This is a genomic window from Rhodococcus sp. USK13, from assembly GCF_018343855.1.
GTDB lineage: Bacteria > Actinomycetota > Actinomycetes > Mycobacteriales > Mycobacteriaceae > Rhodococcus_F > Rhodococcus_F oxybenzonivorans.
In genome coordinates this window covers 5,335,112-5,353,527 of record NZ_CP069242.1, presented here as the reverse complement: position 1 = coordinate 5,353,527, position 18,416 = coordinate 5,335,112, and the positions used below count along the sequence as shown (strand labels likewise).

The window sequence follows — 18,416 nt, the reverse complement described above, 5'->3', positions numbered from 1 at the left end:
TACGGCATCAAGGCCGAAAGAATGCCCACCGCCGAACGGCGGTGGGCATTCCTTTCGCGGCAGGGGTGTTCAGTTGTCGCTGATCTTCAGTACCAGCTTGCCCGTGTTTGCGCCGTCGAACAGCATGGTCAGCGTGCGGCCGAAAGCTTCGACACCGCCGGTTTCCACCTGCTCACGGGTCACGATGTCACCGTTGCGAATCCACTCCGACATCGCCTCCATGCCCTCCTCGAACCGATCGAGATAATCGAAGACGATGAATCCGGTCATCGAGGCCCGGTTGACCAGTAGCGACAGGTACCGCGACGGACCGGGTTGTGGATCGGTGGCGTTGTATCCGGAGATCGCACCGCACAACGCGACCCGCGCATTCTTGCGCAGACGCCCCAGTGCGGCGTCGAGAATGTCACCGCCGACATTGTCGAAGTAGATGTCGATGCCGTCGGGTGCGGCCGCCCGCAGCGCGCGGCCCACCGGCCCCGCCTTGTAGTCGATCGCCGCATCGAAACCGAGCTCATCGGTGAGCCACGCGCACTTCTCGCGGCCACCGGCAATGCCGATCACCGTTGCGCCGTTCAGTTTGGCGATCTGGCCGGCGATGCTTCCTACCGCTCCCGCCGCTCCCGAGATGAGCACGACGTCGCCCTTCTCGAGCTTGCCGACATCGGTGAGGCCGAAATACGCGGTCATCCCGGGGAATCCGAGCGCACCGAGCCAGGTGGGCGCGGGTGCGAGTGTCTCGTCCACGACAAGAGCGCCCCGACCGTCGGACACCGCGAACTCCTGAATTCCGAACTGTCCGGAAACGATTGCCCCTTCCGGGAACGCCGGATTCCTGGACGCCACGACGCGGCCCACGGCATGCGCGCGCATCACCTCACCGATCTGAACGGGCGGCACGTACGACTTCACGTCGTCGAGCCAGCCACGCATGGCGGGATCGAGCGAGGCATAGTCGACCTGCACGGTGAACTCGCCGTCCGATGGTGTGGGAATCGGTTCGGAGACGATCTCCCAAGTGGAGTCGTCGGGCAGGCCGATCGGGCGTTTCGCCAGTCGAACCTGTCTGTTGACAGATGTCACGGTGTCACCTTTCGGGGTATCTCAACGGTCAATGGGTCAGGTCTCAGCGCGGCCTTGTCGATCGACCGCTTGAGGATTTTTCCGGTCGAGCCCTTGGGAAGGGCGTCGACGATCGAGATGATGCGGGGAATTTTGTACGCGGACAGCCGCTCCCGAGTCCACCGCGTGAGCTCGGCGCCGTCCAGTTCTGATCCAGGCAGGAGGGCGACTACCGCGGCCACCTCTTCTCCGTAGTGGTTGTCGGGAACGCCCACGACCGCGGCCTCGACGACGTCGGGGTGCGTGTACAGCACCTCCTCGATCTCACTGGGATACACGTTGTAGCCGCCGCGAATGATGAGGTCCTTGACCCGGTCGACGATGCGGAGGTCTCCGTCCGAGTCGACACAGCCGAGATCGCCCGTGCGGAACCAGCCGTCCGGTGACAACACGCCTGCGGTGTCGACGGGCCTGCGCCAGTACCCCTTCATCACCGTGGGACCTTTCACGAAGACTTCACCGACGGTGCCGGGTGTGCACTGGTTCCCGTCGTGGTCCCGGACCTCGACCTCCATACGGGGAACGGCGCGTCCCGTGTAGCCGATCTTGCCACCGCGATCGATGTCGTTGAACGTGCCGAACGCGGTCGTCTCGGTGAGTCCGTACCCCTCGAGGATGGTGCACCGGAAGCGCGTTTCGAATGCGCGGGCCACCTCTCCGGGCAGCGAGGCGCCGCCGGAGATAGCGATCCGAAGCTGAGCGAAATCCTCCGGGTCGGCGTCGCCGGCCGCGTGGAGCATCGCATTCCACATCGTCGGGACACCGGCCATGATGGTCAGGCGGTCGCGGCGCAGCATCGCCAGCATCGCGGACGGGTCGAACCGCGCCAGCAACGACAAGGAGCCGCCACCGGTGAAGGTCGCCATCATGACCGAGGCCTGTCCGAAGACGTGGAAGAGCGGGAGCCCCGTCCCTGTGCGGTCCTCGCTCGAGCCGCGACTGCATTCGGCGCCGATCTGCCCGCCCGACAGTAGGTTTTCCACGGTCAGTTCCGCACCCTTGGGCCGCCCGGTCGTTCCGGACGTATAGAGAATGGCGGCGGTGTCCTCGCCGTCCCGGTCGACGATGGACTTCGGGAGCCCGTCCGAGACAGTTATTTCCGGGGACAACGTCCAGACCGGGACGTCGAGCGCTGCCGCCGCCTGGCTCATCGCGGGCCCCAGTTCGTACCAGAGGATCGCCAGCGACACACCGGCGTCGCTCAGGACGTACTCGGTTTCCGGCCGAGTGGACATCGTGTTCACCGGGACCACCACGGCCCCGGCCGCCTGAATCGCCAGGTATGCCACCACGAACTCGAGCACGGACGGGGCGGCGAGGAGCACGCGGTCGCCGGGCGAGATACCCCATTCGCGAAGCGCGCCCGCGTAAGTCGTGCTCGCGATTTGCAGCTGTCGATAGGTCAGGGTGCTGTCTGCACCCCGCAGAGCAATGTTGTCGGGGGTGGTGTCCGCGTGGAAGCACACGGGGTCGATCACGTTTGCCATATACGTCAGCCTCCGAGTCGAGCTTCGATCAAGGGATCACGCGCGAGTACGTGCCGCCGCAGGAGTGGCGGCACGTACAGACCGAGGCCTAACCGGCTTCGACGACCCGGGCTACCGACTCCGACACGACCACCGGCTTGTCGGAGCCTTCCCGTTCGACCACCTGAGTCATCGTCACCTGGATGCCGCCGCCGACCTGTTCGGCGGCCGTCACGGTCGCCCGCATCCGGATCCGCGAACCGACGGGAACGGGCGCGGGAAACCGGACTTTGTTGTATCCGTAGTTCAGGCTGTGCGCGAAACCGTCGAATCGCAGCAGGGTCGCGGAGAGGGCGGGTCCGAGGGACAGGCTGTAGAGACCGTGCGCGATAGTTCCGCCGAGCGGACTCGATGCGGCGCGTTCGGGGTCGACGTGAATCCATTGATGGTCACCGGTGGCGTCGGCGAACGCGTTGACCCGTTCCTGGGTGACCTCATGCCACTCGGTGGGGCCCAATTCTCTCCCGATCAGAGCGGTGAGCTCGTCGTAGCTCGCCGGGCGGACGGGCAGTTGAGTTGTGTCGGTCATCGGTCTCCCTCGATCGCGGATGGTGGGTGTCGGTCATGTCTGAGGCGAACTGCTCTGCGGTTTCGCCGCACCGCCACTTGAACTTGACGACGGGTTCAACTATACAAAAGAGAGACGCGAGTCACAATGTACGGCGAAGGAGAGGAAGCCTCGTGAAGGTTGCACAGAAGGTCGCCATCGTGACCGGCGGTGGAAACGGGATCGGCGGAGCGATCGCCGACGTCTTGCCACGAACTGAGGCGGAGATCATGACTACTGACGAACAAACGATCGCGCGAGAACTGACCGAACGGGTCACGGCGCTGCTCGAGCAGAACGACACCTCGAATCCGACGCAGTTCCTCGGCGCGCGGTTCGACGCCGGCCTCGCGTGGGTTCACTTCGCGCCCGGACGTGGCGGGCTCGGTCTGCCGCAGAGCTTCCAGGCCCAGGTCGACGCGCAGCTGGAAGCGGCGGGCGCGCCGGCACCGGCAAAGGGCCGCAACGGCATCGGCCTGGGGATGGCCGCGCCCACCATCGCGGCCTTCGGGACCGACGAACAGCAGCGAAAATATCTGCGTCCGATTTTTACCAGCGAGCACATCTGGTGCCAGTTGTTCAGTGAGCCGGGGGCGGGTTCCGACCTCGCTGCCGTGGCGACGCGTGCGGTCCGTGACGGCGACAACTGGATAGTCAACGGCCAGAAGGTGTGGACGTCGGGCGCGCAGAATGCGCAGCGGGCCATCCTCGTGGCCCGCACCGATCCTGCCGTGCCTAAACATGCGGGTCTCACCTACTTTCTCTGTGACATGAGCGATCCCGGCGTCGACGTTCGCCCCCTGCGCCAGATCACCGGCGAGGCCGAGTTCAACGAGGTGTTCCTCACCGACGTGCGAATTCCCGACGTCGATCGGCTCGGGGACGAGGGGCAAGGCTGGCGGGTGGCAACCGCGACCCTCAACAACGAACGCGTTGCGATCGGCGGGTCGGCCGCAGCGCGCGAAAGCGGCATGATCGGCCCCGTGGCCGCGGCCTGGCGAGAACGTTCCGAACTGCGGGACCCGGCAATGCACGACGAACTTCTCCGGTTGTTGGGTCGAAGCCGAAGTCGCCCGGCTGACCGGTGAACGGCTACGGCAGCAACTCGCGGCCGGGCAACCCGGCCCCGAGGGGTCCGGACTGAAGCTCGCCTTCGCCCAGCTCGCACAGACTATCTCCGGATTCGACATCGAGCTGCACGGCGAAGCGGGTTTGCGTTACGACGACTGGACCATGCGCAGGCCCGACAAGGTGGACTTCACCGGACGTGAACCCGGATACCGCTACCTGCGCGCGAAAGGTAATTCGATCGAGGGCGGCACGTCGGAAATCCTGCGGAACGTTATCGCAGAACGTGTTCTCGGGCTGCCCCCCGAGCATCGCGTCGACAAGGACATCGCCTGGAAGGACCTGCCCCGATGAGCACCGCAGATCTGCTGTACACCGACACCGAAGACGCCCTCCGCGACAGTGTCCGGCGGCTGCTCGCCGACCGTTGCCCGCACGAGCTCGTCATGAGCGCCTACGACTCGTCGCCCGGTGACTTCTCCGCCGTCTGGAAGTCGCTCGCCGTCGAACTCGGACTGTCCGGTCTCCTCGCCCCCGAATCGATCGGCGGGGCAGGGGCGGGCGCAAGGGAAGCCGCCGTGGTCATGGAAGAGATCGGACGTGCCGTGGCGCCCGTCCCGTATCTCTCCAGCGCTGTACTCGCGACGGTCGCGCTGGTGAAGGCGGGAGACACGACCATCGTCCGGGATCTCGCCGAAGGCACCACCACCGGTGCCCTCACGATCGGCCTGGCCACGCCGCCCGACCGCTTCAGCGCGACCGTCCGACTGGGCGCCGACGGGTTGACCGGCCGCGTCACCAGTGTTGCGGGCGCCGCGGAAGCCGAACTACTGGTCGTTCCGGTGCAGGGGCCCGACGGGCTCGAGCTTCACACTGTGCGCACGGACAGCGCCGGCGTCACCGTGACCCCGATTCTCGCGCTGGACATGACGCGTCCCCTGGCCGATGTCGACTTCACCGCACCGTCGTCGACTCGGGTCGACGACGGTGCGGCAGTAGAGGCCATTCGTGGCGCTCTTCTCTGCGGTGCTGCGCTCCTCGCCTCCGAACAACTCGGAGTGGCACAGTGGTGCTTCGACACCACGCTCGCCTACGTCAAGGAGCGCAAGCAGTTCGGGCGTGCCGTCGGCTCGTACCAGGCGCTGAAGCATCGCCTAGCCGACTTGTGGCTGGAGATCACCTCCGCCGCTGCGGCTGCTCGTTACGCGGCTGACACCGCTGCTCGTTACGCGGCTGACACCGCTGCTCGCGGCGACGCGGACGCCGAGATCGCGGCGGCGATCGCACAGGCGTATTGCAGTGGTGTCGCCGTTCATGCCGCCGAAGAATGCGTCCAACTGCACGGTGGACTCGGCATGACCTGGGAATATCCCGCGCACCTTTATCTGAAGAGGGCGAAAAGTGATCAGCTCGCCTTCGGCACGGCCTACCGTCACCGAGCGCGTCTCGCCGAATTGATCGATCTGCCCGCGTAACCCGGGCCACCCACCGACAGTCAGGAAGAAAACGATGAAGGCATGGCGTGTCCACGAACTCGGCGAGCCGCGTACCGCGCTGCAACTCGAGGAGGTCCCGGACCCGGTAGCAGGTCCCGGCCAGGTACTGGTCAGGGTGCTCGCCGCACCGGCGAACTTCCCCGATGTGCTCCTGTGCCGAGGGGAGTACCAGATCACGCCGCCGCTGCCCTTCACCCCGGGTGTCGAACTGTGCGGTGAGGTGGTTGCCGTCGGAGACGGTGTCACGCGGTTCAGGCAGGGCGACCGGGTGATCGGTAATCCGAACCTGCCCGGCGGCGGGTTCGCTCAGCTCGCGGTTCTCGACGAGGCGAACACCTTCACCGCACCGGCCGCCCTCGACGACGCCGAAGCGGCGGCGCTGAGTATCGGATACCAGACGAGCTGGTTCGCCCTCCATCGTCGGACGCACCTCGCGGCGGGGGAGACTCTGCTCGTGCACGCCGCGGCCGGTGGAGTGGGCAGTGCCGCAGTGCAATTGGGGAAGGCGGCCGGGGCGAAGGTCATCGGTGTGGTCGGAGGGGCCGACAAGGCGGAGTATTGCCGCCGGCTCGGGGCCGACCTGGTGATCGATCGCCGCACCGAGGATTTCGTCCCACTCGTCAAGGAGTTCACCGGTGGACGCGGAGCCGACGTCGTCTACGACCCGGTCGGTGGAGATGCCTACGCCAAGTCCACCAAGTGCATCGCTTTCGAGGGACGCATCCTGATCATCGGCTTCGCGGGCGGCACCATCCCGACTCCGGGACTCAACCACGCGCTGATCAAGAATTACTCGATCATCGGACTGCACTGGGGCCTGTACAAGCAGTACAACCAGCAGGCCATCGCCGACTGCCACGAGGAGCTGACCCGGCTCGCCGCGTCCGGCGCGATCCGGCCCCTCATCAGTGAGCGGCTCTCGCTCGCCGACGTCGCCGACGGACTCGGCCGGCTCGGTGAGGGCAGCACCGTTGGTCGGCTCGTCTTCCAACCGTGAAAGGAATGCTCGTGGAAGCTCATTCGCTGTTCGATGTCGCCGGAAAGACTGTAGTCGTCACCGGAGGTTCGCGCGGCATCGGCCGGATGATCGCCGAAGGATTCGTCCGGGCGGGAGCGCAGGTCCTCGTGTCGTCCCGTAAAGCCGGCGACTGCGCCGAGACGGCGTCCGAGCTGTCCGCGCTCGGGCCGGGGTCCTGCCACGCCCATCCCGCCGATCTGTCCACTCCGGACGGCATCGACAGCCTCGCCGCCCGCGTCGAGGAGGTAGCCCCGCGACTCGACGTGCTGGTCAACAATGCCGGCGCGACGTGGGGCGCACCGGTCGACGAGTTTCCCGAGGCCGCGTTCGACAAGATCTTCGACATCAACGTCAAGAGTGTGTTCTCGCTGACGCAGAAGCTACTGCCCAGACTGCGGACCGCGGCAACCGGGGATCAACCCGCCCGGATCATCAACATCGGTTCGATCGACGGCCTGGTCGTGTCGAGCAGCGACAACTTTTCGTACGGAGCGAGTAAAGCTGCCGTGCACATGCTCACGCGGAAGCTCGCGGCCACCCTGGCCGGCGAGAACATCACCGTCAATGCGATTGCGCCCGGACCATTTCCGACCAAGATGATCGCCCACCTCCTCGGCGATACGGCGCGCCGGGAACTCGTCGAGAGCGCCGTTCCACTCGGCCGGGTCGGCTGTGCCGAGGACATCGCGGGCACCGCGATATTCCTGTCCTCGCGGGCGGGCGCATACCTGACGGGCACCGTCATCCCCGTCGACGGGGGACTGTCGGGCACACGTTGACGCCGGCGGGCATTCAGAATCACGAATTCGGACGAGATCGAGAGGCGGTACGGCGGCGATGAGCTGGTACGACGACAGGCCCTGGATGGACCGATATGAGGAGAGGGTTCGACGCGTGGGAGATATCCCCGCCCGTACCGCGCTCGAGATGTTCGAGTCGGCGGTCGTCACCGCCGGAGACGGCCCGGCGGTGCGCTACCTCGGCGGCACGCTCGGCTACCGGGAAGTCGACCAACTCACCGACGGTATCGCCGCGTACCTGCTCGAGAACGGGTTTCAGCGGGGCGACCGGCTCGCGATCTACCTGCAGAACATTCCGCAGTTCGTTCTCGCGTTGATCGGAACGTGGAAGGCCGGCGGTGTCGTCGTTCCTCTCAACCCGATGTACCGGGACGAGCTCGCACACATTCTCGCCGACGCGGGGGTCACCGCGATCGTGGGCAGCGAGAGCGCGTGGGCAGACCGGGTGGGTTCACGCGCGTCGGAAGCGGGCGTGCGGATCGCGCTCACCTCGAGCGAACTCGACATCCAGACTTCGAACGACGAGCGTTTGTTCCGGACGGTAACCCGTGCCCGTAGTGAGAACGTGCCCGACCTTCTCGAGGTGGCGCGGGTGCGGGCCGGAGCGACCGTGCCTGATCCCGGGCTGACGCCCGAAGACATTGCCCTGGTGTCCTACACGTCCGGAACCAGCGGCGTACCCAAGGGTGCCACCAACACCCACCGCAACCTGACGGTGAACAGCACAATCTTGCGACTGTACGAGGACAAACCGGCCGGCGCTCCGATCTTCGCTCTGGCACCGCTCTTCCACATCACGGGAATGGTGTGCCAGCTCCTCACGGCGATCGACCTGGCGTCGCCGCTGATCCTGGTGTATCGCTTCGAACCGGGGGTCGTCCTCGATGCCCTCGAACGTGAGCGGCCGATCTTCATGGTGGGTCCGTCCACCGCGTACATGGCGTTGATGGCGCACCCCGACTTCTCCGGGGAACGCTTCGCCTCCCTCGAGGCCGTCATGTCCGGCGGCGCCCCACTGCCTCCCGCCATCGTCGAGCGCTTCCGCGAGCTCACCGGCAAATACATTCGCAACGGTTACGGGCTCACCGAAACCAGCGCACCCTGCGTCGTCGTCCCGCCCGACCTGGAAGCACCGGTCGATCCGGCATCGGGAACGCTGGCGATCGGCCTGCCGCTGCCCTCCGCAGTGGTCCGGATCATCGGCGAGGACGGAAAGGACCTGGAGCCACTCGAGGTCGGCGAAATTGCCGTCGACGGACCGATGGTGGTACCCGCCTACTGGAACAAGCCGGACGCCACAGCGCAGTCACTGCCGGGTGGCCGTCTCCTCACCGGCGATGTCGGCTTCATGGACGCCGAGGGCTGGGTGTACGTGGTGGACCGCAAGAAGGACATGATCAACGCGTCCGGGTTCAAGGTGTGGCCGCGAGAGGTCGAGGACGTTCTCTACCAGCATCCGGCGGTGCGCGAAGCCGCAGTTGTGGGTGAACCGGACAGCTATCGCGGTGAAACCGTCGCCGCCTTCGTCAGCCTGCGGCCGGGCACGACGGTGGAGACGGCCGACCTCGTCGAGTACTGCCGGGAGCGGCTGGCCACCTACAAGGCCCCGCGGCGGGTGGAAATCGTCGACGAACTGCCGAAGACGGCGAGCGGAAAGATTCTCCGTCGCGAGATGCGTCGCCGCGCGCCTGCCTGACCTGTGCCGATCCGCCCTGCGCTGTTGCGCACGAACGGGACGCTCGTTGCGTCAGATCGAACGAGCGTCCCGTTCGTACGCGGCGCTCAGGTAAGGACCGCGTGCGGGTAGTCGGCCGCACGGTCCTGGAACGACAGGACCTTGGGGTTCTGCACCACTCCGTCGCGGATCTCGATCGCCCGCCGGATCGTCTCGCTGGTGTCCCACGCCGCGGGTCCGCCGAGAACTGTGCGTAGATGGGGGAGCAGCGCCTCGCTGATCTCCCAGGTGGCGGAGTTCCACAAATGTGACGGACTGTGGTCGACACCGTAGTAGCGGACGTTCTCGCCGATCATGAACGTCGGGTCCGCGAAGGAGGTCGGACGCGCCCAGGCAAAGCCCATGCCTTCGTCGCAGGACACGTCGATGACGAGGCAACCAGGCAGGAGGGTGTCGATGTCTTCGTCGCCGAGGAAGGTCAGCGGCGCCTCGGTGTCCTGCAGAACACAGTTGACGATGATGTCGTGACGGGCCAGGAAACCCGCCAGCGGCAGCCGGCCGTCGTCCGTCGTGACGTGGCTTCGACGTGGGTCGGCGTCGTCGTGGTCGAACTGGACGATCTCCGCCGAGTGGATGGGCGAGCTGACGGCGGTCACGCCACGCTGCGTGACGACATGAACGTCATGGATTCCCAGAGCATTCAGCGCGGTGACGGCCCCGCGGGCGGTGGCCCCGAAACCGAGCACGACCGCGCGGAGTCGACGGCCGTAATCACCCGTCGACCCGGCGATCGACAGGGCGTGCAGTACGGAGGAGTAGCCGGCGAGCTCGTTGTTCTTGTGGAAGACATGCAGCTGGAACGACCCTTCGGCACTCCAGTGATTCATGGCCTCGAAGGCGACGAGGGTCAGACGACGATCGATGGCCACCTGGGTGAGCTCGGAGTCCTGCACGCAGTGCGGCCACCCCCAGAGGATCTGTCCGTCGCGCAGGTCCTCGAGATCCTTCGCGAGCGGCTTCGGGAGCAGTACGACGTCGGATTGCGCGATCAGCTCGCTCCGTGTTCGCATTCCCGCGACCGAGCGGGCCAGTTGCTCGTCGGACACACCGAACGGCTCGCCGTAACCGTGCTCGAGGTGGATTCGGCCCAGCAGGTCGGCGTCGATGCGGTCGAAGTGCAGGGGGTGGATCGGAAGTCGGCGTTCGTCGGCCTTGCTCGAGCGCGCGATCACGCCGAGGGTGAGCGGATGTGGGTGGGGCTGGTGCACGGAGTGTCCCTCGGTCGACGCAAATGGAGAAAAGGATGGCGGAAAGGTGAAGCCGCGAAACCCACAGCGAAGGTGCGAGGGAGCTCAGCGTTCGAATCGATGTATGCGGCCGGGGCCGACGCTGCAGCTCTCGCAGAAAGCCCGGGGAGATCACCCGGGGGAGGACTGGTAGCACCAGGAAGAGATGTGCACCGCGAGATGCGGCGCAGTGTTCTCGTGGTGCCCCCGGCAGGATTCGAACCTGCGACCTTTCGCTCCGGAGGCGAACGCTCTATCCCCTGAGCTACGGGGGCGCACCGGAAAACCGGTGTGCCGATTGGGCGCGCCAATCGTAGCGCATCGATGGGGGGAAGAACCAAATCGGTCCCCGAGTTCGGCCCACAACCCCCGCACGGTCGACCGAATCCGCCTAGTGTCGGAAAGGACGCCCGCGCACATCAGGGGAGGGTCGAGGATGACCGATCGGCAGCATGTCCATTCGGAAAACTCGAACGCGGAGTATCCGGAGCGCGAACTCGAGTTGGATCTCCGCTGGTGGTCGGCGGCCAACTATCTCACCGTCGCGCAGATCTATTTGCAGGACAATGTGCTTCTGCGTGAGCCGCTGCTTCCGGAGCACATCAAGCCCCGGCTCCTCGGACATTGGGGGACCAGTCCCGGTTTGTCGATGATCTACGCCCTTCTCAACAGGTTGATCCGGCGTACAGACGCGGACTGCCTGTACGTGACGGGGCCTGGTCACGGCGGGCCCGCCCTCGTCGCTGCCACGTATCTGGAGGGGACGTACTCGGAGGTGTATCCCGCGGTCTCCGGTGATGCTGCCGGACTCCGGCACTTGTGCCGGCAGTTTTCGACACCGGGAGGTATCCCGAGTCATGTCAGCGTGCAGACGCCGGGCAGCATCCACGAAGGCGGTGAGCTGGGATATGCACTGGCGCACGCGGCGGGTGCGGCATTCGACCACCCGAACCTGTTGGTGGCGTGTGTGATCGGAGACGGTGAGGCGGAGACTGGTCCGCTGTCCGCTTCGTGGAAGCTCCCCGCCTTCCTCAACCCGGAACGGGACGGTGCCGTGTTACCGATCCTGCACGTCAACGGGGCCAAAATTGCCGGACCGACCGTCTACGGGCGCAGTACCGACACGGACATCGAACGCTTCCTGGGTGGCCAGGGATGGGCGCCGACCGTGGTCGAGGGCGACGACCCGGCCGTGGTTTTCCGCACACTCGACCGGGCGCTGGTCGACGCGCATGACCAGATAACCGAGATCCGCCATGAGGCGCGGGCGGGTCGCCGGCATCCTGTGAAATGGCCGGCGATCGTGCTCCGCACTCCGAAGGGCTGGACCGGCCCCCACCGTGTCGATGGCGTCCTCGTCGAGGGAACACACCGTTCCCATCAAGTTCCGCTGTCGGGCGTCCGCACCAACGACGAGCATCGGCGTCAGCTCGATGAATGGATGCGGTCCTACTCCCCGGAGACCCTGTTCGATCCCCGGGGTGCCTTGGTGCCCGAACTCGCTCAGCTGGCGCCGCGGGGCGACAAACGAATGGGTTCTTCTCCCTATGCCAACGGCGGGCGTCTACGCGTCGATCTTCCGATACCACCACTGCACAAGTACGCGTTGACCATCGAAAGGCCGGGGGTCACGGTGCACGAGACCACCCGCGTCCTCGGCGAACTGTTACGGGACGTCTACGCGGCGACCACCGCACCGGACGGCGGCGGGTACTTTCGGCTGTTCTGCCCGGACGAGACGGCCAGCAATCGGTTGGGCGCCGTGTTCGAGAGCACCGATCGATGCTGGCAGCTACCCGTCACCGACTACGACGACCACCTGTCCGCGGGCGGACGGGTGATGGAGGTGCTCAGCGAGCACCTGTGCGAGGGGTGGCTCGAGGGGTACCTGCTGTCCGGGCGGCACGGGCTCTTTGCCAGCTACGAGGCCTTCGCCATGGTCAGTGTGTCGATGCTGGTCCAGCACGCGAAGTGGCTGCAACACGCGGTGGACCTGCCGTGGCGATCGCCGGTGGCCTCGCTCAACGTGCTGTTGACCAGCACCTGCTGGCGCAACGACCACAACGGTTTCAGCCACCAGGGGCCCGGGATGATCGACGCCGTCATTCCCCTCGCCCCGGATGTCGTTCGGGTGTGGCTTCCCCCCGACTCGAACACGCTGCTCTCGATTGCCGACCACTGTCTCCGCAGCACCGACCACGTCAACGTCATCGTGGTGGACAAGCAACCGCACCTCCAATACTTGACGCTCGACGAAGCGAACGCGCACTGCGCGGCAGGGGCGTCGGTCTGGGCTTGGGCGGGTACCGAGGCAGCCGCCGATACCGTGGACATCGTGCTTGCCGCGGCGGGTGACGTTCCTACGCAAGAAATTCTCGCGGCAGCCCAGCTGTTGCGTGAGCACACACCCGACCTCGTCACCCGTGTGGTCAACGTGGTCGATCTGATGGCGTTGCTGACGCCCACGGAGCACCCGCACGGTTTCGACGACCGCACATTCACCGACCTCTTCACCGCCGATACCGACGTGGTGTTCGCGTTCCACGGTTATTCACGCGCGGTCCACGAGTTACTGCACGGTCGGCCGCAACCCGAACGCTTTCATGTTCGCGGCTTCAGCGAGCAGGGCACCACGACCACCCCGTTCGACATGGTGGTGCTGAACAGGATGAGCCGCTACCACCTCGCGCTCGAGGCGCTGCGCCGTGTAGAAACCGAACCCGCCGGGGCCACCGAGCTCGCCGATTTCTGCCTCACCCAGCTCGAGCGGCACGGCGAGTACGTGGTCGAGCACTTCGAGGACCTGCCGGAGGTACGCGACTGGACCTGGTCCTGAGGGGCGAGGCCGTCAGTTCATCGGGAGCGGAGCGGCGCCGCGTTCGGTGAGCATGTCGGTGATCAACCTCGACTCGCCCTGCTGGGTCTCGACCATGGTCTGTGCGAGCCCGCGGACAGCGGGCTCGGAGCCCCGTTGCGCGGCGTATTCCATCATGGGCAGTCCACCCTGGTGATGTCGCAACATCAACTGGAGGTATTCGACATCGACCGTGGTCCCGGTGGCCTGTCGCAGCCTGGCCATGTCCTCGGACGACGCCATTCCCGGCATCGTCGGCATAGACCCCGTATGTGCGTTCTCGCCGGAGGAATGATCGTGTCCGCCGTCGTGCTCCGACGCCATCCAGCCCATGTAGCCGCCGGACGGGAGGGACGGTTGATCCCAGATCGAGAGCCATCCCTGCATCTGGCCGAGCTGGTTCTGCTGGGTGGTCAGGATGTCGTAGGCGAGAGTCCGGACGGTGGGATCACTCGTGTTTCGGAGGGCGATCGCCGACATTTCCACCGCCTGACTGTGGTGCACGCTCATGTCCTGAGAGAATCCCACATCGACGGATCCCGCCTCGGGAACCGCAGAGTTGTTGTCCTGCAGTGGAAGTCGCGCCAGGAAGCCGAGCGCGAAACCGAGTGCGACGGCGCCGATCACTCCGATCACCAAGAGCGCGGCGCGCTGACTCGGCCTGGAGTAAGCCGGCTCGGCCCCGGACCCGACTCCGGATCCGGGTGCTGAGTCGGCCGATTCAGCCATTACCGCCCTCGGCGGGCGCCTGCTGCAGGTCGGAGGGCAGCTGCAGATCGCTCGGCAACTGGGCTCCCGCCCCGCCGGTCTCGGACTGGTCCGGCGCGATGCCGCCACCGTCCATCGGCACTGCGTCGGCGCCGGGTGCGCTCGGATCGAAGGGGGGCGGGTTGTCCGGGTCGAAACCGGAGCCGGGGATGGTCGAGCAGCTGGCACCGACCTCCGGGTAGGTGTTCTTGTTGATGCGCAGGGCCGTGATGAACTGATCGATCCGCTCGTCGTCGGCGCTGTCGAGCTTCAGCTGGTGGCCCCACGACTGTAGAGAGATCGGACTGTCGAGCCCCGGGTACGGCGACATCAGGGTGTAGCTCTGGCCGTCCACCTTGTCCTGCAGTGTGTCGACCTGCTCCGCAGACAGCGTGTCGGGGTTGTAGGCGACCCACACGGCGCCGTGCTCGAGAGAGTGCACTGCGTTCTCGGTGCGGATCGCATTGGCGTACACGGTGCCGGTGCACGTCGCCCAGATGGCGTCGTGCGGGCCGCCGAACGGAGGCGACTGATCGTAGGCGACGCGCTGCGTCGGCTGGATGTGGATGCCGGCCGGGTAGTCGACCTTCAGCACGCCGTCGATGTTGACCGAAGGGTCGGGATTCTCGGCACTGGGCGCGTACCGCTGGGCCTCCTCCTTCGCCTGATACTTGGGCACCAGGTTGACCGCGAGGATTGCGACCAGCGCGAGGACCGCCGCCGACGCACCGATCGTCAGCCACGGAATGTGCCGGGGCGCGGAGACGCCGCCCTTGGCTTTCGCGCCGCCACTCTTCTTCTTGGCGGCCTTGATGGCCTTGGCCGACTTGGCACCGGAGTTCTTACCGGGACCGCGACTATCCGAACCGCTTGGCATCGATTGTGATCTTTCGGTGTGTGGGTTACGGGCGCTCTACCCCGGTTCGCCCGAGGCTGAGACCGGGACTCAGGGCGACCCCACTCTACTTACCCACCCTGAGCGCAAGCTGGGAGAGTGGCATCCGCCACGCCGGTCGGGGCCTATCCGGCCGTCTGTGGGACTCCGGGCCAGGCGGGTCACCGCCCGGGACGTCTTGGCCATAGGATAGATACCTGTGACTCCAGCTGACCTTGCCGAACTGCTCCGCGGAACCGCCGCGAAGGTGCTCGCCGAACGTGGACTCGACGTGTCCGTGCTTCCCGAAACTCTCACGGTCGAGCGCCCGCGCAACCCCGAGCACGGTGATTACGCCACCAACGTCGCGATGCAGGTGGCCAAGAAGGTCGGCACCAACCCCCGCGAACTCGCGACCTGGCTCGCCGAGGCGCTGACCGCTGCCGAGGGTATCGACAGTGCCGATATCGCCGGCCCCGGTTTCCTCAACATCCGCCTGGCCGCCGACGCCCAGGGCGCCATCGTCGCCAAGATCCTCGAAGCGGGCACCGCGTACGGATCCGGGCACACCCTCGACGGCAAGAAGATCAACCTGGAGTTCGTGTCCGCAAACCCGACCGGGCCCATCCACCTCGGCGGTACACGCTGGGCTGCCGTCGGTGACGCGCTCGGCCGCATCCTGTCCACCCAGGGTGCCGCCGTCACACGCGAGTACTACTTCAACGACCACGGCGCCCAGATCGACCGCTTCTCCCGGTCGCTCATCGCCGCCGCCAAGGGGGAACCTGCTCCCGACGACGGTTACGCGGGTGCATACATCGCCGACATCGCGGCTCAGGTGCTCGCGCAGCGTCCGGACGCACTGGAACTTCCGGCGGGTGAGCAGCAGGAAGTGTTCCGATCGCTCGGAGTCGACCTGATGTTCGCGCACATCAAACGCACCCTGCACGAGTTCGGAGTGGACTTCGACGTCTACTTCCACGAAAACTCGCTGTTCGAGTCCGGTGCGGTCGAGAAGGCCGTCGAGACCTTGAAATCCTCCGGCAATCTCTTCCAGGAGGACGGTGCCTGGTGGCTCAAGAGCACCGACTTCGGTGACGACAAGGATCGTGTCGTCATCAAGAGTGACGGCAACGCGGCCTACATTGCAGGGGACATCGCCTACTTCCAAAACAAGCGTGCGCGCGGCTTCGATCTGTGTATCTACATGCTCGGCGCGGATCATCACGGTTACATCGGCCGGCTCAAGGCCGCGGCCGCCGCGTTCGGCGACGACCCGGACGCCGTCGAGGTGTTGATCGGGCAGATGGTCAATCTGGTCCGCGACGGGGTCGCCGTGAAGATGAGCAAGCGGGCCGGGACGGTGATCACGCTCGACGACCTGGTCGAGGCCATCGGTGTCGACGCCTCGCGATACGCGTTGATCCGCTCGTCGGTGGATTCGAGCATCGACATCGACCTCGAGCTGTGGACCAGCACGGGCAACGAGAACCCGGTCTACTACGTGCAGTACGCGCACGCCCGGTTGTCGGCGATTGCGCGCAACGCCGCCGAGCTGGGTGTCACGGTTGCCGATCCGGACTTCGCGTTGCTGGTCTCCGAGCAGGAGGGCGATCTCATCCGCACGCTCGGCGAGTATCCGCGCGTCGTCACCAGTGCGGCGAATCTCCGTGAGCCACACCGCATTGCGCGGTATCTCGAAGAGCTGGCCGGTGCTTATCACCGCTTCTACGGCGCGTGCCGGGTTCTGCCTCAGGGTGACGAGGAGGTCGGGCCACTGCATGTCGCGCGGCTCGCTCTGTGCGACGCCTCGCGTCAGGTGCTGGCAAACGGTCTCGCACTCCTCGGCGTGAGCGCCCCGGAGCAGATGTGAACGCGCATCCCGCCGGTCCCAAGCACGCCGAACAGCTACACGCACCCGGACTACCCGAGCGCCCCACTGACGCAACGGCATTCGCGGCGCTCGCTCCTGAGGTGTGGCCCCGCAACGCGGAACGCGGTCCGGACGGCGTTGTCCGATTGGCCGGGATTCCGGTCACCGAACTTGCGGAGACGTACGGGACGCCACTGTTCGTCGTCGACGAGGACGATTTCCGGTCCCGGTGCCGTGACATGGCGCGCGCATTCGGGCCCTCGGCCAAAGTCCACTACGCGTCCAAGGCGTTTCTCTGCGGCGAGATCGCCCGTTGGGTGGCAGAAGAGGGGCTGTCGCTCGACGTCGCCTCGGGCGGCGAATTGGCGATTGCGTTGCATGCAGGGTTCCCGGCGGAGCGAATCGCCATGCACGGCAACAACAAGTCAGTCGCCGAACTTCAAGCGGCAGTGAAGGCCGGAGTGGGCCACATCGTCCTGGACTCGTCCATGGAGATCGACCGCCTCGACGCTGTCGCCGCCGAAGCCGGTGTCGTACAGGATGTCCTGATCCGTGTGACGGTCGGAGTGGAAGCGCACACCCACGAATTCATCTCGACCGCCCACGAGGACCAGAAGTTCGGTTTCTCACTGGCAGGCGGCAAGGCGATCGACGCGGTCCGGCGAGTATTCGCCGCAGACAATCTGCGTCTCGTCGGGCTGCACAGCCATATCGGTTCGCAGATCTTCGACGTGGACGGATTCGAGGTGGCAGCACATCGGGTGATCGGGCTGCTCCGCGACGTCGTCGCCGAGTTCGGTGTGGACAAGACCGCCCAGATCTCGATCATCGACCTCGGTGGCGGTATGGGCATCTCTTACGTGCCCAGCGACGATCCTCCGCCCGTGGACGAGTTGGCGGCCAAACTCGGCGACATCGTGCGCAACGAGTCCGCTCTCGCCGGCCTGCCCGAGCCGACCCTTGCGGTCGAGCCGGGACGAGCGATCGCCGGGCCGGGGACGGTCACACTCTACGAGGTCGGCACCATCAAAGACGTCACCGTCGGGAGCGCGCTCACTCGCCGCTACGTCAGCGTCGACGGCGGAATGAGCGACAACATCCGCACGGCGCTGTATCAAGCGGAATATGAAGCGAAGCTCGTCTCCCGAGTCAGCGGAGCCGAACCCGTGGTGTCGCGAGTCGTGGGTAAACACTGCGAATCCGGCGATGTCGTCATCCGTGACACCTGGATGCCCGAGGACATCGATGCCGGCGATTTGCTTGCCGTCGCTGCCACCGGTGCATACTGCTACTCGATGTCGAGTAGGTACAACCTGCTCACCCGTCCTGCCGTGGTGGCGGTGCGCGACGGACAGTCGCGCGTGATCCTCCGGAGGGAAACCGTGGAAGACCTGCTCAGCTTGGAGGTACAAGAGTGACCGTCGAATCGGCGCAACGCGCGGTCGGTGTGACCGAATCGGCGCAACGTGCTGTCGGTGTGACCGAATCGGCGCAACGTGCTGTCGGTGTGACCGAATCGGCGCATCGCGC

Annotated in this window: 13 protein-coding genes, 1 tRNA gene and 1 pseudogene; 8 read left to right on the top strand and 7 right to left on the bottom strand. The window is 66.0% G+C overall.

Annotated elements, in window-relative coordinates:
- Positions 1-69: 69 nt before the first annotated feature.
- The 3 genes from JQT59_RS27095 to JQT59_RS27085 form a co-directional block, all read right to left on the bottom strand.
- The gene (locus JQT59_RS27095) at positions 70-1,083 is read right to left on the bottom strand and encodes an NADP-dependent oxidoreductase (RefSeq protein WP_213572684.1); all 1,014 of its coding nucleotides are present in this window, start codon (positions 1,081-1,083) and stop codon (positions 70-72) included.
- Positions 1,080-2,609 (bottom strand): AMP-binding protein, encoded by a 1,530-nt coding sequence (locus JQT59_RS27090; RefSeq protein WP_213572683.1) that lies wholly within the window; start codon positions 2,607-2,609, stop codon positions 1,080-1,082. Before JQT59_RS27090 ends, JQT59_RS27095 begins: the two co-directional genes overlap by 4 nt.
- A gap of 88 nt (positions 2,610-2,697) precedes the next feature.
- On the bottom strand, positions 2,698-3,177 hold the full coding sequence (locus tag JQT59_RS27085; protein WP_213572682.1) for a MaoC family dehydratase: 480 nt from the start codon (positions 3,175-3,177) through the stop codon (positions 2,698-2,700).
- Between the two features lie 248 nt (positions 3,178-3,425).
- Between JQT59_RS27085 and JQT59_RS27080 the strand changes: the two are divergent.
- The 5 genes and pseudogenes from JQT59_RS27080 (at position 3,426) to JQT59_RS27060 (ending at position 9,273) form a co-directional block, all read left to right on the top strand.
- Positions 3,426-4,617: pseudogene (locus tag JQT59_RS27080) on the top strand (acyl-CoA dehydrogenase family protein).
- A complete protein-coding gene (locus JQT59_RS27075; RefSeq protein WP_213572681.1) occupies positions 4,614-5,738 on the top strand; it encodes an acyl-CoA dehydrogenase family protein in 1,125 nt (374 codons plus the stop codon). Before JQT59_RS27080 ends, JQT59_RS27075 begins: the two are co-directional and overlap by 4 nt.
- Before the next feature lie 34 nt (positions 5,739-5,772).
- On the top strand, positions 5,773-6,756 hold the full coding sequence (locus JQT59_RS27070) for an NADPH:quinone oxidoreductase family protein (RefSeq protein ID WP_213572680.1): 984 nt from the start codon (positions 5,773-5,775) through the stop codon (positions 6,754-6,756).
- Between the two features lie 11 nt (positions 6,757-6,767).
- A complete protein-coding gene (locus tag JQT59_RS27065) occupies positions 6,768-7,556 on the top strand; it encodes an SDR family oxidoreductase (protein WP_283254019.1) in 789 nt (262 codons plus the stop codon).
- A 58-nt stretch (positions 7,557-7,614) separates the two neighbouring features.
- Positions 7,615-9,273 carry an AMP-binding protein gene (locus JQT59_RS27060; RefSeq protein ID WP_213572678.1) on the top strand — a complete coding sequence of 553 codons (1,659 nt, stop codon included), beginning with the start codon at positions 7,615-7,617 and terminating at the stop codon, positions 9,271-9,273.
- Positions 9,274-9,359: 86 nt separating this feature from the next.
- On the opposite strand, the gene JQT59_RS27055 is transcribed toward JQT59_RS27060, so the two are convergent.
- Together JQT59_RS27055 and JQT59_RS27050 are read right to left on the bottom strand one after the other, a co-directional pair.
- Complete coding sequence (locus JQT59_RS27055; protein ID WP_213572677.1) at positions 9,360-10,520, bottom strand: N(5)-(carboxyethyl)ornithine synthase; 1,161 nt, start codon at positions 10,518-10,520, stop codon at positions 9,360-9,362.
- Between the two features lie 217 nt (positions 10,521-10,737).
- Positions 10,738-10,813, bottom strand: a tRNA-Arg gene (locus JQT59_RS27050).
- A 161-nt stretch (positions 10,814-10,974) separates the two neighbouring features.
- Between JQT59_RS27050 and JQT59_RS27045 the strand changes: the two genes are divergently transcribed.
- Entirely contained in the window at positions 10,975-13,374 is a 2,400-nt protein-coding gene (locus JQT59_RS27045; protein WP_213572676.1) for a phosphoketolase family protein, read from the top strand.
- Between the two features lie 12 nt (positions 13,375-13,386).
- On the opposite strand, the gene JQT59_RS27040 is transcribed toward JQT59_RS27045, so the two are convergent.
- Together JQT59_RS27040 and JQT59_RS27035 are read right to left on the bottom strand one after the other, a co-directional pair.
- Positions 13,387-14,121, bottom strand: coding sequence for a DUF305 domain-containing protein (locus tag JQT59_RS27040; protein ID WP_213572675.1), 735 nt, complete (start codon positions 14,119-14,121; stop codon positions 13,387-13,389).
- The gene (locus tag JQT59_RS27035; RefSeq protein WP_159921192.1) at positions 14,114-15,016 is read right to left on the bottom strand and encodes a thioredoxin-like domain-containing protein; all 903 of its coding nucleotides are present in this window, start codon (positions 15,014-15,016) and stop codon (positions 14,114-14,116) included. Before JQT59_RS27035 ends, JQT59_RS27040 begins: the two co-directional genes overlap by 8 nt.
- Before the next feature lie 217 nt (positions 15,017-15,233).
- Between JQT59_RS27035 and argS the strand changes: the two genes are divergently transcribed.
- Positions 15,234-16,886, top strand: a complete 1,653-nt coding sequence (gene argS / locus JQT59_RS27030) for an arginine--tRNA ligase (RefSeq protein ID WP_213572674.1) — start codon at positions 15,234-15,236, stop codon at positions 16,884-16,886.
- Positions 16,883-18,304, top strand: coding sequence for a diaminopimelate decarboxylase (gene lysA / locus JQT59_RS27025; RefSeq protein ID WP_213572673.1), 1,422 nt, complete (start codon positions 16,883-16,885; stop codon positions 18,302-18,304). Before argS ends, lysA begins: the two co-directional genes overlap by 4 nt.
- Positions 18,305-18,416: the final 112 nt, after the last annotated feature.